The sequence below is a fragment of the Phormidium pseudopriestleyi FRX01 genome (assembly GCF_017313335.1).
Classification (GTDB): domain Bacteria; phylum Cyanobacteriota; class Cyanobacteriia; order Cyanobacteriales; family Laspinemataceae; genus Laspinema; species Laspinema pseudopriestleyi.
The window spans coordinates 1-14,019 of sequence record NZ_JAFLQW010000055.1; the positions used below are offsets into that span (position 1 = coordinate 1).

Annotated in this window: 12 protein-coding genes; 5 read left to right on the forward strand and 7 right to left on the reverse strand. The window is 47.6% G+C overall.

The annotated features are described in order from the left end of the window. On the forward strand, positions 1 to 1,563 hold a 1,563-nt coding region (locus J0895_RS02200), incomplete at its 5' end, for a calcium-binding protein (RefSeq protein ID WP_277989772.1). 126 nt (positions 1,564 to 1,689) lie between these two features. On the opposite strand, the gene J0895_RS02205 is transcribed toward J0895_RS02200, so the two are convergent. Then, a complete protein-coding gene (locus J0895_RS02205; protein WP_207086514.1) occupies positions 1,690 to 2,481 on the reverse strand; it encodes a TIGR00297 family protein in 792 nt (263 codons plus the stop codon). A gap of 15 nt (positions 2,482 to 2,496) precedes the next feature. Here J0895_RS02205 and J0895_RS02210 point away from each other — a divergent pair, with 15 nt between their 5' ends. Continuing rightward, positions 2,497 to 2,928 (forward strand): VOC family protein, encoded by a 432-nt coding sequence (locus J0895_RS02210; protein ID WP_207086505.1) that lies wholly within the window; start codon positions 2,497 to 2,499, stop codon positions 2,926 to 2,928. A gap of 202 nt (positions 2,929 to 3,130) precedes the next feature. Here the strand turns inward: J0895_RS02210 and J0895_RS02215 are convergent, their stop codons facing one another. Next, complete coding sequence (locus tag J0895_RS02215) at positions 3,131 to 3,607, reverse strand: SH3 domain-containing protein (protein WP_207086506.1); 477 nt, start codon at positions 3,605 to 3,607, stop codon at positions 3,131 to 3,133. 493 nt (positions 3,608 to 4,100) lie between these two features. Further along, a complete protein-coding gene (locus tag J0895_RS02220; RefSeq protein ID WP_207086507.1) occupies positions 4,101 to 4,724 on the reverse strand; it encodes an esterase/lipase family protein in 624 nt (207 codons plus the stop codon). Positions 4,725 to 5,118: 394 nt separating this feature from the next. On the opposite strand from J0895_RS02220, the gene J0895_RS02225 reads away from it, so the two are divergent. Then, a complete protein-coding gene (locus J0895_RS02225; protein ID WP_207086508.1) occupies positions 5,119 to 5,505 on the forward strand; it encodes a hypothetical protein in 387 nt (128 codons plus the stop codon). Between the two features lie 58 nt (positions 5,506 to 5,563). Here the strand turns inward: J0895_RS02225 and J0895_RS02230 are convergent, their stop codons facing one another. From J0895_RS02230 to sir, 3 genes are all read right to left on the reverse strand, one after another. Continuing rightward, a complete protein-coding gene (locus tag J0895_RS02230; RefSeq protein WP_207086509.1) occupies positions 5,564 to 6,364 on the reverse strand; it encodes a 16S rRNA (uracil(1498)-N(3))-methyltransferase in 801 nt (266 codons plus the stop codon). Positions 6,365 to 6,384: 20 nt separating this feature from the next. Then, positions 6,385 to 7,497 (reverse strand): TIGR00341 family protein, encoded by a 1,113-nt coding sequence (locus J0895_RS02235; RefSeq protein WP_207086510.1) that lies wholly within the window; start codon positions 7,495 to 7,497, stop codon positions 6,385 to 6,387. A 150-nt stretch (positions 7,498 to 7,647) separates the two neighbouring features. Further along, a complete protein-coding gene (gene sir / locus J0895_RS02240; RefSeq protein WP_242540992.1) occupies positions 7,648 to 9,834 on the reverse strand; it encodes a sulfite reductase, ferredoxin dependent in 2,187 nt (728 codons plus the stop codon). Between the two features lie 1,228 nt (positions 9,835 to 11,062). Between sir and J0895_RS02245 the strand changes: the two genes are divergently transcribed. After that, positions 11,063 to 11,515 (forward strand): GtrA family protein, encoded by a 453-nt coding sequence (locus tag J0895_RS02245; RefSeq protein ID WP_207086511.1) that lies wholly within the window; start codon positions 11,063 to 11,065, stop codon positions 11,513 to 11,515. A 238-nt stretch (positions 11,516 to 11,753) separates the two neighbouring features. On the opposite strand, the gene J0895_RS02250 is transcribed toward J0895_RS02245, so the two are convergent. After that, complete coding sequence (locus tag J0895_RS02250; RefSeq protein WP_207086512.1) at positions 11,754 to 12,602, reverse strand: nuclear transport factor 2 family protein; 849 nt, start codon at positions 12,600 to 12,602, stop codon at positions 11,754 to 11,756. 214 nt (positions 12,603 to 12,816) lie between these two features. On the opposite strand from J0895_RS02250, the gene murG reads away from it, so the two are divergent. Continuing rightward, positions 12,817 to 13,881, forward strand: coding sequence for an undecaprenyldiphospho-muramoylpentapeptide beta-N-acetylglucosaminyltransferase (murG, locus tag J0895_RS02255; RefSeq protein ID WP_207086513.1), 1,065 nt, complete (start codon positions 12,817 to 12,819; stop codon positions 13,879 to 13,881). The last annotated feature ends 138 nt before the right edge of the window (positions 13,882 to 14,019 follow it).

A 14,019-nucleotide genomic window follows, 5' to 3' on the forward strand; every position in this document is an offset into this window, starting at 1 on the left:
AATCCCGATACCGATACTGGAACCGATGGGGGAAGTAATCCAGGGACAGACGGGAGTAATGGTAACGGTCCTTTAACCCCTGATTTTCCTGTCAATGCCGATCGCCCAAGTTCTGAGAATCCCACCACAAATACCCCCGATGGAGTACCGCATACAAACAGTACAAACACTTGTAACCCCGTCCCTAGCAACCCCACGCAAAACAGTGAGTGTAAATGTCCCATTCCACCCCTGGCAGAAATTATCTTTTATGGACCCCAAGACAGACCCCCGGTGGAAATCTTCCTGGTTGGAACCGAGGAAAATGATGTAATTTGGGGGGACGATCGCCATGAAGGGATCTTAGGATTTGCTGGACATGATTTTCTCTGGGGGAAAGGCGGTACCGATGTGCTGTATGGCGATACCGGCGATGATTATATGCTTGGAGGGGTAGGCAGTGAATTCCCGGTAGGTCCTGGCATCCAGCGCGATCGCATCGAAGGCGGCAAAGGCAATGACTTCATTAATGGCAACGAAGGCAACGATACCCTCTATGGTGGCAAGGGAAATGATATCATTCACGGCGGCAAAGACGATGACCTGATCTTTGGCAACCTGGATAACGATATCTTGTATGGTGACCTCGGTAATGACACTATTCTGGGAGGAAATGGCAGCGAAACTCCCATCGGCAGAGAGGGCGATCGCGATTTAGTCTTCGGCAACCGAGGCAATGATCTGATCAATGGCAACGAAGGCGAGGATACTATCTATAGTGGCAAAGATGACGATATCGCTTATGGTGGCAAAGATAACGACCTGATTTATGGGGACTTAGGGAACGATATCCTCATGGGAGATCAGGGAGATGATAGTTTATTCGGCGGCACCAGCGATCCCAATGTCCCCGATATTGGAGGACGAGACTTGATTTATGGCGGGGATGGCAATGATTTCATCAACGGCAATCAAGGGGATGATACCCTGCATGGTGGAAATGGTAACGATACCATTCATGGCGGTAAAGATAATGACATTGTGTGCGGGTCCGCTGGAGATGACCTCTTATTTGGAGACTTAGGAGATGACACTCTCTATGGCGAGGATGGCAACGATACCATCCGAGGCGGTATCGGCAGTGATGTACCCATTGGTGCCGTAGGCGATCGCGACTTTCTCTGTAGCGGTGACGGCGACGATTGGTTAGAAGGCAATGCTGGTAACGATACCCTGATTGGCGGCAGTGGCAATGACATCCTCTATGGCGGCAAAGATGATGACATCCTCTATTGCGGTGTTGGGGATGATTTCCTCAGTGGCGATTTTGGAAATGATACCATAACGGGCGGTGCCGGACGCGATCGCTTTGTCGTGCAGTCGGGTTCTGGCACCGATACAATTACCGATTTTACTCCGGGAGAAGACTCGTTTGTGTTAGGCGAGGGATTAACCTTTGATGTGCTTAATTTCTTAGCTTATAATTGTGGGACTGCGATCGCCTTGGGAGATGAAATCCTGGCGATCGTCAAAGGAATAGAACCGGAGACAATGGTTGCGGAGTCTTTTAGTCTTCTCACTTAACTTTCGAGATTAGAAGCGGCGATCGCCTTGATGGAGGTCAGTCTTTCCTCCAATTCAGGCGATCGCCGAGTGCCGTCCAACGAGTATAACCCTGATGATTTTTAACCCTTCAAAATATCCATACCCTTAACCCAACACCCCCCTCAAGGCGATCGCCAGTCCGACTGCGGCGATCGCCCCAATCGTAGTATTAATAATATTCACCACCTCATTCGTCATCCAACTCACTTGTTCCTGAATCGTCGCCCCAATCACACTCTCTAAATTCGTCGCAATAAACGCCGCTATCACACATAACCCCACCCCCGTCAAATCAATCAACCCCACCACATACCCCACCAAAGCAACGGCGATCGATGCCACCACCCCAGCGATCGTCCCCTCCAAGGAAACCGCCCCCTCGGTCCCCTTCGGCACAGGTTGCAAAGTCGTAATCAAAAATGTCCGCTTGCCATAAACCTTCCCCACCTCACTCGCCGTTGTATCGGACAACTTCGTACTAAAACTCGCCACATATCCCAACAACAGCAACGGCACGATTCCAGCCAAATCCAACCCTTGCACCCCCAACACCCCCAAAGCACAAACCGCTGCTGTTAATGCTGAACCCCAAACATTTTCCGGTCCCCTTGCACCCGATCGCTTCTCAGCAATTCCCTCCGCCTCCTTCTGCGCCATCCCAATCCGCGTCACTGCCGAACCGACAATAAAATAAAACCCCACCACCAAATATCCGGGCAACCCCAAGGCCCCCCAAATCAGCACCCCCAAAATCCAAGCATGGATAATTCCTGCCGGAGTGAGCAACTTTTTGGGTAAAAAATAAACAAACGTTAACAAAACCGTATTTAATCCCACCGCCACCAGCCAAGGATTCAATAACGCGCCATAATTAAAAACAAATTCTTCTGTTGGCATCTTAAATAATCCCTCATGAACAGTGTCTTTTTTCATCTCGCCTTTCCCGTCACCGACATACCCAAGACCAAAGAATTTTATGCTCAAGGTCTCGGTTGCCAAGTCGGGCGCGAATCCCATACTGCTGTTATTTTAAACCTCTATGGCAATCAACTCGTTGCCCATGTCACCAAAGACCCCATCACCCCCCAAAAAAGCATTTATCCTCGTCATTTCGGCTTAGTGTTTCAAAATGAAGCTGATTGGGAAACCCTATTAGAACGAGCACAACAACATCAACTCCTGTTTCGTGAAGAACCAAAACAGCGGTTTCCCGGTTCTCCCTTAGAACATCGCACGTTCTTTTTAGAGGACCCGTTTTATAATTTACTGGAGTTTAAATATTACGCCCATCCCGAGTCCATTTTTGGCAGTGCAGAATTTGCCGAAATTGGCGATCGCCCTTAACCCTTCTCCCCCCTGCCCCCCGGACCTACCCCTCCCCAACCCTCCCCTAAGAAAAGAGGGAGGTAAGCGGAATAAATATCGTTGCAAGGTACGGGGGGAATTGACGTCTTTCTCCCCCTTCCCTTGAAGGGAAGGGGGTTGGGGGGTTAGGTCTCTTTTCAGAATTGAGATGCTCCATTTCGCCCCTACAATCTCTATCCGCTTACCAGGTACTCATCCCCCGTAAGCGCGAATTATGGATATACCCAACAGTCCCATCGGAGGTGATCACTTGTGCCCAATCTCCTCCTCCGCCAATTCTCAAAACTCGCCCTCCACTGCGAACCCGGCCAATCACATCTCCCCCAGGAGATCCCCGAAGATTTGACCACCCATCGTCGTCTTGCACAGTCCAGAACACGTTACAGGAACGACTGGGTACAGTTTCCAATCGACTCTGGTGAACGCCCCTGTTAAGAGCAGAAACTAAAATTGCATACCCATCGGAAGTCACCGATCTATAGGCTAAATAAGTATTGTTATTCAATCGTCCGACAACTTGTCCACTGGACAAATCTCGCATATTTACCCAGCCATCCGGGTCCCGTACACGCGCACAGGTTACAGATTGAGCCAGAGTTGTTGTTGCTGAAAAGCCTAGGGTCAGCAACGTTGCTAAAACTATGGTTTTCCTGATCATAGCGCCGCCTCAAATGATTATTCTTTTTTCAAAAATCGGGATATTTCTAGTGTGATGAGAGGGTCCCGCGTCAGTTAAATCCCGGGAAAACAACCGGATTTATTCACACAATATCAAGCTGCTTATTCCCCAAAAACAAAAGTATATTCCCGTTAACAGGCCGATTGATTTCATCCGGTCTTTATCTCCTAAAAAACCACGTTCAGGAGCGGGAAGAAAAACCGGGTTTTTTAATAAAAATTTAGCTAATTCTCAAAAATTGAGCGACAAAAACCCAGTTTTTTGTCCTGTCGGTTGACGCCTATACGAATGCTCTAAACTCATCATAACTAAGTTTAGGCAAACTCACCCCAATTCGTCATAATTCTTAATAAAAAATCTCTTCCCAGACACCCTGAGCAATTCCAATATATAGCCACTCTAAATGATTGGTAACCTATGGCAGCCCAGGTCAATAGAAAGCCTGCGGTATCGTGAAAGAGGTGTGGCCTACTTACGGAACTTCAGTGTTAACACGCAGAGGTTCCGATAGGGTTTCAGCGATCGCCTGCAAACATCGGCGATCGCTCACCATCCATCGATGAATCAAAACCGGCAATACCACTTCCTTCCCTACCGGCATTTGCGAGTTTTTTGCCGGGATAATCATACTATCATAAGGGGTCCAAATTGAGGTAAAATTAACCCGTCCTAGCATCTCCACTGCATCGCGATTCAAATCTTCCAAAAACGAGCTTTTCGGACGCATTTGCAAACATCCCGGTAGAGGCAAAGCGTAAGCTGTCACAGTCCCTTGATTTGGTGCTGATATGGAAATAAATCGTTGCACCCGCTCAATGCCGCCAAGTCGCTGGACATAGTAGCGACTGACAATTCCCCCCATACTGAATCCGATTAAATCAAAAGGGCGATCGCCTCCTAATGTTTGTTCAATAAAATCGCTCAGTTGTTCCGCTAAATGGTCTAATCCAATCGAACTATCATTTGGAATTAAATTTAAGCTATAAACCGACCATCCTAGTTCGCTTAAAAATGGATAAATTTTACTGAAAATATCCCTTGTATCCCACATACCATGAACTAACATCACAGGGTTTTTCGGATTGTTTTGATTCATAACTCTAGGGGTTTTAGGTCATTAGTTATTATAAAGGAAGCGGGGAAATGGGGAAAATGTTTGTAGTAACGACTGAAGTTGTTACTACGAACTTCCTCCTCTGCCCCATCTCTCATTGCTAACTTATAATTTAATTCTGAAAATGTTTGTAGTTCTGTAAAGCAGTTCTCAGGGAAAACGGACATTTGAGCCAAATTTGTAAATTTTTATTAAGATTTCTCTCAAAAAAGGGGGAGTTGGCTTATCAGAACTTCATAATAAAACGAAACAGTTTTCAGTTTTTGGGGGGCCTTGAACAGAATCTGCTTGTCCCGATCGCTTGACCGAGGCGGCAATAAGCTGTTAAGGCTTGAACCCTTGCCCATTGAGAGTAACTATTTTAGGAGTAAGGACCATGTTTGGTTTTATCAAAAAATTATTTGGCGGTATTTTCAGCTTCTTCGGTGGCTTATTTGGATCCAAAAAATCTGGATACTACATGGAACTGGAAGAGTCGAAAGGGTCTACTCCTGCGACTAAACCCGAAGCGGCTCAAGTCCAGAAACTAGAACCTGTTCCTACACAGAAGTCTGAACCGGCAAAGGTGAGCAAATCTAAGGCAACTAAGAAAAAGGCGGAAACGAAGCCAGCCGCGCCTGCGCCTGCGCCTGTAGCGGCGATCGCCTCTTCAGAACCTGCGAAACCCGCTCCGAAACAGGAAGCCACTCCAGTGATGGTTACCCCCCGTCGTCGTCCCGGTGCGAATATGACTTCTTATCTGGATATGGCTCGGAATATGTAAACTTCGACCCGCTAGAAGTCTCAAGGAGAGACGCGATTTGAGTGTCTCTTTCTGATTTTTAGGGTGAAAGGCTCTGATTTGGGGTGGGATTAATTTCTAAAGCTGCCGCCACCAAAGATAAGGCAACGGCTGGTGCAGTCACGGCTCTGAGGATGCGACTGCCGAGAGAAACGGGTTGGAACCCAGAGGCGATCGCCTGTTCGACTTCCCCTGGGGTCCATCCCCCCTCGGGTCCGACTGCGATTTCAATGGGACTTTGTTGTAATCCGGTGGGGGACCGTTGACTTGCCAAAACCTGCTCTAACAAATGGGGAGCGTCGGTGCGAGGGACGCAAATATAGCGCTCTGGGGGTGTTTCCCAAAGAGCAAGAAAGTCTTGAAAGGTGACTGGCTCTAGAATGGTCGGTACGATTTGGCGTTCTGATTGTTCTGCGGCTTCTCGCGCAATGCGACGCCAGCGCTCAAGCTTGTTGGGACTGGGTTTGAGGACCGTGCGATCGCTCAAAACCGGGACGAGGGTCGTTACACCCAACTCGGTAGTTTGCCTCACCACTTCATCCCAGCCATTTTTAGGCAGTGCCAGGATTAACGTCACGGGAACTGGCAATTCAGTTTGTACCGGGATTGACTCTACAATCGTGGCAAATTCAAGATTTTCTGATAATTGAGCTAACCACCATTGTCCTTGTCCATCCATTGCAATAAAGCGATCGCCTCTTTTCAAGCGCAAGACGCGACTGAGATAATGCTGTTGAGGGCGATCGAGGAGAATTCCCTCGGGTTGAAGTTGTGCTGGTGCGATCGCCACTCGTTGCAGTTGGCCTAAATGTTGAAAATTCCCGGTTTTAGCTGCGTTCACAAAAAACCTTTATTTTAAATTTAATTCGGTTGATTGATAAAATCTTCTCCCACTTTTGGATCCGGATTCGAGTTTACAGAGTCAGCCGGAGCCGTAAATTCCGTCAAAGGAATCACCTGGACATTCAAGGACAGCTTTCGTTGAAGTCTTTCTTCTAAAAAATCTCGCACTAATTTAACTTGATTTTCTGAAATCGAGTTTGCAGCAGCAGCCACTTCGAGATTGACAATCAGGACTTCTTGTTGTGAATCAACCTCTACCCTGCGGATCTCGCTTTTATAAAACGTAAGAGTTTCTTGACTAATTAACAGGGTGACGCTCCGGCGAATATTATCCTCCAGGACTAAATTATTCAGAGAAAATCCTAAAGGCAAGCCTAAAATAGTTAACGTAAAAATGGAGATTAAAAAGCCTTCCTTTGCTCGTTTTAATGACCCATACCGTTGGCAAACAAAAACTATACCCCCACTAAAAATAATACCGATTAAGTTTGTTAAAAAAAGTAAAGAACTGCCGTTGAAAATTTTAGAAGACCCCAAAGAAATACCAATACCAATAACGCTTAACGGGGGAGCCAACGCTACAGCGATCGCCACCCCAGGCAAAGCATCGCCAATGTGGCGGCGAGATTTAGCAAATGCCCCAGCGGTCCCTGCGGCTAACGCCAGGCCTAGGTCCAGTAATGTGGGCTGCGATCGCGATAGAATTTCCTCTTGAACCGTTCTTAAGCCAACCAGATGAGAGATCAAAAAAGAAATAAAAATCGTTAAACCAACTCCAGTCCAGAGGGTTAAACTCGATCGCTTTAACAAGCGTCGATTGCCCATGACCATTCCATAGGCGATTCCCAGAATCGGACCCATTAAAGGAGCGATAATCATCGCTCCGATAATAGTAGCGGCACTATTTGCCAGCAGTCCCAGAGTAGAAATGATGCCTGACAACCCGAGCAAAACATAAAAGCTCAACGAAGGAACCGAGGAGCGCCATAGCTGCCGGTTCAAGCCTTCTAGGGAAATAGGGTTTTCCGCTATCCATTTCCATTCTCCGCTATTACTTTTCCACCAGTTTTTTACAAACCGGATGGTTCGCAAATACCACAAAAGTCCCAGTCGTCTGAACTTAAAGCTCACCGTTAAAACCTGCCAGTAATTTTAATTAGGGACCTGAGTGGTGATCACCCAAGTCATCACGCTCGTTATGATGATTCCTTAATTTATCAAACTCCTGACAGATTTTTCTTCCTCTATAGGTAGATTCAACTGAGACAATTAGCGAGAATTTCAGGCTTGTTCGGTCAAGCTTTTCAAGAAAGCATCGATCGCATCTCCAGCCAATTGACTCATCGGCTTACCCTGACGCTCTGCCTCCGTCTTAAGCTGAAGATAAATCTCATTGCTGACATTAATCCGGCGACGGGGAGGACGAGAAGAACCGGAGGCATCTTCACCTTCACTATCATCACCGCCGCCGCCGCCACTCGGAGGAGTCGGAGGAGTGGGAGGGACACCAGAATCCCCCGCAGCAGGAGTCTCGCCCGTGGGAGAATCGCTTCCGGAAGTTACCGGCGCAGAGGATTCAGAACTGGTCGAGGCCGCAATGGGTTCGGCACCCGAAGTCGTGACATTTTCAGAATTAACAGGAGAAGAGTATTGATTAACCATTTCTTGAATTGAAGCGTTTGGAGTAGCAGAATATGTAGCAGCAAAGCGACGCAGGGCTTCAAACCCGACCCGATGGCAAAAATCACCAAAGCTCTCAGGTTCAACCCGATGAAGCTGTTCTTGTTTGAAATACACAAACAAGGGTTCTAGGGTAGCTTCCAAATTTTCGATCGCTAAACTTTCAATGTACGTTTCAGCCAACCTAGTTTGATGGGGACTCCCACCTAACCAGATTTGATACGCATCCGGAGATTTGCCTACAAAGCCGAGTTCAGCTAAGTAGGGACGAGCACAACCATTCGGGCAACCCGTCATCCGCACCACAAAGTGTTCTTCGGGTAAGCCGACTTGATTTAACAGGGCGCGAATGCGATCGAGGACACCGGGGATCCCGCGTTCGGCTTCAGCAATGGCTAAACCGCAAGTTGGCAAAGCCGGACAAGCCATTGAATAGCGAACCAACGGGTCGATTTCGGTTTCCCGTTTAATCCCGCATTCTTGCAGAATTTGCTCGATGTCCCGTTGTTGGGCCGGTGCAATATCGTACAGTAGCACATTTTGATGTGGGGTCAGTAGCATCGGCAGGTTGAATGCCTCCACAATTCGCCGCAAAGCCGTCTTAAGCTGCAACGAACCGCGATCGTGAATCCGACCATTTTCCACGGAAATTCCGTAGAACAACTTGCCATCCCCTTGATCATGCCAACCGAGGAAGTCGTGGTATTTAAACTCCGGTAAGGGTCTGAAGGGTTCAAATTTTTTCCCTAAATAGCCTTCGACGGTTTCCCGGAATTTTTCGACTCCCCAGTCCTCGATCAGGTATTTCATGCGAGAAAGACGGCGTTCGACGCGATTGCCATAATCGCGTTGGGTCGCGACGATCGCCTTAACCGCATCGTAAATGTCGTCTTTTCTAACAAACCCGATGGGATCGGCTAGACGGGGGAAGGTTTCCTCTTTGTTATGGGTGCGTCCCAATCCACCGCCTGCGAGGACGTTAAATCCTGACAGTTGGCCCGCATCATCGAGAATCACCACCAGGCCCAGGTCTTGGGAATAAATATCAACGGAATTGTCCCCAGGGACCGTGATGGCGATTTTGAATTTGCGCGGGAGATACTGGGTTCCATAAATCGGGTCTGGGGAATCCGAGAAAATGGTGCCGTTGCCATTGCGCTGCCGCGCTTCTTTCACTTGGGGATTTTCTTCCCCACTGATGGCTTTTTCCCCATCCAGCCAAATCTCATAATAGGCCCCACTCTGTGGGGTCAGCAAATCGGCGATATTGTTGGCATATCTACGAACGCAATCGTAATCGAAACGGTTCGTAAAGGGTGCTGGTGGGGCCATGACGTTGCGGTTGAGGTCTCCGCAAGCGCCCAAGGTAGAACCCATGTTGTGGACTATTTCCCGGATAGTCGTCTTCAGGTTTTTCTTCAAGATTCCATGCATTTGGAAACCTTGACGGTTCGTCACGCGCAGGGTGTGATTGCCATATTCTTCCGACAGCCGTTCTAAGGTCAGATACAGCTGGGGTGGAATGAATCCTCCCGGCGATCGCGTGCGGAGCATCATTTGGTAGTCTTTTTCCTGTCCTTTGACCCGATTTTCCCGGTTATCTTGCTGATATGAACCGTGAAATTTCAGAATCTGATAGGCATCATGGGAAAAATGAGTCGTATCTTCTAAAAGCTCGGTGGCAAGCGGTTCGCGCAAATAGTTGCTGCGTTCTTTGATGCCTTCGACTTTAGAAACTTTTTGACTGCTAGGAGTCATTGATGTTGTCGTTGTAAAGGACTGAACCATGAGCACATCTCGTGAAAATGGTAGAGGCTATTTCTCTCCGGTAATCCGGTCGGAATAGCGATGTTTTTCGATCTTATCACTGCCTTTCCTAATTTAAGGGATCATTTGGCAAATTAGGATCCATTCCTTAGTTTACAATGTTAAGTCTTGTTAATTTGGCTTTCTCAGTCGTGGGTTTACCCATCCCTCTGGAGACAGTCGCATCCATTGACCTGACAGGATTTGACCCGGTTTTCGGGGACTCTTAAATCAGCGGGTTGCCCCGATCGCCCTCCCGAGTGGAGAATCCTGAGCAAAATCTGTGGAACAGTTTCCCATAGATTTTCACAAAGCCCGGTTGATTAGGTGTAGTTACTTACTGGCTCAGGATTCTCATCTTAACGGTTCTGGCGATCGCACCAATCCATCACAGCAGTTTCTCCATCCCCAATTTGCGAATCGGTGTTCTTTTCCCTGATCGCAATTTAGCTCAAAATCCTTAAATATCTGATTAACTTTTGCCTTAATTCTGTAAATTTTTCCTAAATTTTCTGTAAATTTTCTCTATTTTTTTACCGAATCTGCTATAATACATCCCAATACTCCGGACGATAGGCATTCCCCTAAAAAATTTAAGTTTGCGCGACTGGCGAGTACAAAGCGATCGCTTCCTCAAATTTCTGCTAACCGCTGATCGGTCAAAAATCTGACGCCGCTTCAAACCCTGATCACCCCCCTCAATTCCACCTCAATCCCGGCTATATTCTGACGAGAACTCCTCAAAATACAGCAAGAGTGAAAATGTCCACCTCAATCCCCATTCCCCCGCTGACCTCCCTCATTTCCCCCTAGCGCTATCATGGGGATATCCAGTGAAGGCAATGTCAAGACATAAACTCTCCCCTCTCTACAAATCATCGGGTTCAAACCCACATCAGTTTAGAGCTAATCATGGCGGATTTCAGCTTAACCCCAACCCATAGCCAGTTGAGCAAGTGACACACTGCCTCCCATTTTCTCCACCAGAATACAATAAATAGTAAGGCAGGACTATCACCGTCCGCTTCCCCAATCCTCACTCCTGATGGTTAATTGTACTCATTTGGACGAGGATGCTGTATGCTGATCCGGCAACCCTCCAAGAGGGTTGGAAGCTTGATGCCTCTTTTCTCCTGACTGGTGAGAACTTTTAATTTGTCTGCTGATTCAACGGTATGGTATTTATGCAATTTAAAGACCTAAGCGTGCAATGAGATCGCTCATAGAACACATTCGAGATATTAGCAAAATGATTGTTGCCTCTTGGTTGGCAACCTCTCTTGATTTTGTAGTCTTTACTCTATTCAACCGAGGAGTAGATCTACAAATTTCCACCGCAGCAGCCCTCGGTTCTCTAGCCGGAGCACTGCTCCATTTTACCATTTGCCGACTTTGGGTATTTCGGCATAGCAAGCAGCACGGTTTGGCGGAATCTCTAGGTCGTTATATCGTTGTGTCTGGGGGAGCATTAATTTTGCATTCCATCGCAACGACCCTCCTGGCTAACTCTATTATTCCCCTAGAAGAATTAGCCTGGTTAATTTCTAAAAATACGGTTTTCCTCTTCTGGGTGTATCCCGGCACCAAATACATGGTTTTTGGGCCCGGTGAATCCTTAAAACAAAACTCGCCTAATTTCACATCAGACCCTAAACAAAAATAAGCTATTATTTCCCGTTATTTAATATTTAAAGATATTTTAGGTTAATGAATTAAATTTTCATCGGTTTGGTTGGGATGAATTAAAGGGAATGGGCAAATAAAAGAGCATTCCGGTCTTCTTAAAAAGGGGACTGGAATGCTCTTTTTATAGCGTATCTTGCCGCAATTGGGGGATAACAAAAGCAGAATTGTGGAATTCCTAAGAGAGCAGCTCTCTCGGGATAGAATCAAACTGAGGGTTAAGGGGCGACAATTCGGAGGCGATGGGTAACCATTGTGATGCCATCTTTGCGAACAATAATGGCTGAAATCCAGCGATTATCTTCCGTGGAGGGGGCTTGACCGACTTTAAATAAACCTCCGGCTGAGAGGGGTTCTAACTTCAAATCTGAAGGGATTAAATATTGGGTCGTGCGAACGGGTTCTTCCAGTGCATAGCCGAGGATTAAATCATTTCGCAGAGGTTCAACCACGATCGCATCGAAGTGATAACGCTCTGAGGGGCGGACTTCTTCGGGTAAATTAATTTGTAGAGTGGGGGGATTTTCGCCAGTGGTGATTTGATTGCGTTCGGCGAGAATATTTTGACCGACAATTTGCTGGTTACTATACTGTTGCTGCGATCGCATCGTTGCCGTTAACCTCAAATTGCGATCGTTTTGAGTCTCCACCCCAGTAATTTCGGTGACCGTTTCCACCCTAAATCCATTCCCATCCCGTTCCCAAGACTCAATCTGCGTGCGATAGCTCAGATTAGGGAAACGCTCCCACAGTTGGGTTAACCCTGCCCTCAAACTCTCATAATCTAATCCATCAGAATTGACAAAAGTGGGACTATAAAACTGCATCACCCCTTGAATATCTTGCCGATTAGCTGCGGCATCAATATCCTGGAGAATCCGGTTGAGTTCCGGGGGTGCAGTTTGAGCCGTCGCGGCAGCAACGCGCATCGGTGTGGCCCCTCCAGCACACCACAGGCTGAAACTGACCATAATTGCAGCGATCGCCGAACGTTCACGACTGGGGGTCGCCGTGGATTGCCGCAAAGGGTTCAAACGGGATTGCAGTAAGCTCAAGGGATTAGTCATTGGGGAGGGCTTCAACACGACACGACAGAAAAGAACCTAGCATTAGTCTTCCGGAGAGAACCGGGGATTTCCGCAGGGATGAACTGAATTGGATTGCACAGGCGATCGAATAAAGATAGTTCAACCCATTTAAATTTATAGTTTTAGATGCGATCGCGATTGTTGCATCCAACCGAAAACTATCCCCAGGAAACCGCAAACAGAGGCTACCGACTTGGCAAATAAACCGATTCGACTACTGATCGCTGCGAGTGGAACAGGTGGGCATTTGTTCCCAGCACTCGCCACCTCCGAACAACTCAAAGACTATCAGATTGAATGGTTGGGGGTTCCCAACCGCATGGAAACTCAACTCATTGGCGATCGCTATCCGTTGCACACTATTCCCGTCGAAGGATTTCAACAGCGTCTGGGACTCGGCACCCTCAAAATCGCCCTCCGACTCGTCAGTTCCGTGTTTCAAGTGCGCCGCTTGCTCAAAACCGGAGAATTTCACGGCGTCTTTACAACTGGGGGTTATATTGCGGCTCCAGCCATTTTAGCAGCCCGTTCGCTGGGATTACCAGCTATTCTTCATGAGTCTAACGCCTTGCCTGGGAAAGTCACCCGCACCTTTAGTCCCTTTTGTAGTGTCGTGGCGATCGGGTTTGAGAAGGCGGCGCAATATTTACCCAAAGCAAAAACCGCTTGTGTCGGAACTCCCGTGCGATCGCCCTTCCTCGCCACTCCCAAATTGGATTTACCTATTCCTGAAAATGTCCCTTTGATTGCGATCGCCGGAGGTTCCCAAGGCGCAGTTGCTGTCAACAAACTGGTGCGTCAATGCGCTAAATCTTGGATTGATGCCGGTGCCTGGATTTTCCATCAAACCGGAGACAATGATCCCGAAGTCGATAGTTTTCAGCATCCGCACTACATTTCCATGCCGTTTTATCCCAATATGGCGGGATTATTGCATCGTGCTACCTTGGTAATTAGTCGGGCTGGTGCGGGGACTTTAACTGAATTAGCCGTGACTAAAACTCCCTCTATTTTAATCCCTTATCCCTTTGCGGCAGAAGATCATCAAGCCTACAATGCAGCAGTCTTTGCCGATGCAGGGGCCGCCGTAGTGTATCGCCAACAAGAGCTAACGGCGCAACAGTTGGAACAGCAAGTTTTAGACTGGCTCAAGTCACCGGAGTCCTTGCAGAAAATGGCAGAGGCAGCCGGTGCGTTAGCCGTTCGAGATAGTAGCGATCGGCTCGCTCAATTAGTCCGCGAATGGGTAGAAAAGTAAGGGTTAATTCCGGGATAATTACTCCGATGTAATGGATGATATAGCGGCTCCCATAGTCATTAGGTACATTTGGGGAGTGCGAGCATCTTGCTCGCTTTCTCTATACCCAACTAAATACCCAACTAATTTAGGGCTATA

Excerpts from the sequence above, each read along its gene's own strand:
- J0895_RS02220 (WP_207086507.1), bottom strand. The coding sequence starts at position 4,724 with ATGAATCAAAACAATCCGAAAAACCCTGTGATGTTAGTTCATGGTATG.
- J0895_RS02250 (WP_207086512.1), bottom strand. The coding sequence starts at position 12,602 with ATGACTAATCCCTTGAGCTTACTGCAATCCCGTTTGAACCCTTTGCGG.
- J0895_RS02205 (WP_207086514.1), bottom strand. The coding sequence starts at position 2,481 with ATGCCAACAGAAGAATTTGTTTTTAATTATGGCGCGTTATTGAATCCT.
- J0895_RS02210 (WP_207086505.1), top strand. The coding sequence starts at position 2,497 with ATGAACAGTGTCTTTTTTCATCTCGCCTTTCCCGTCACCGACATACCC.
- J0895_RS02225 (WP_207086508.1), top strand. The coding sequence starts at position 5,119 with ATGTTTGGTTTTATCAAAAAATTATTTGGCGGTATTTTCAGCTTCTTC.
- J0895_RS02215 (WP_207086506.1), bottom strand. The coding sequence starts at position 3,607 with ATGATCAGGAAAACCATAGTTTTAGCAACGTTGCTGACCCTAGGCTTT.
- J0895_RS02245 (WP_207086511.1), top strand. The coding sequence starts at position 11,063 with ATGAGATCGCTCATAGAACACATTCGAGATATTAGCAAAATGATTGTT.
- sir (WP_242540992.1), bottom strand. The coding sequence starts at position 9,834 with ATGGTTCAGTCCTTTACAACGACAACATCAATGACTCCTAGCAGTCAA.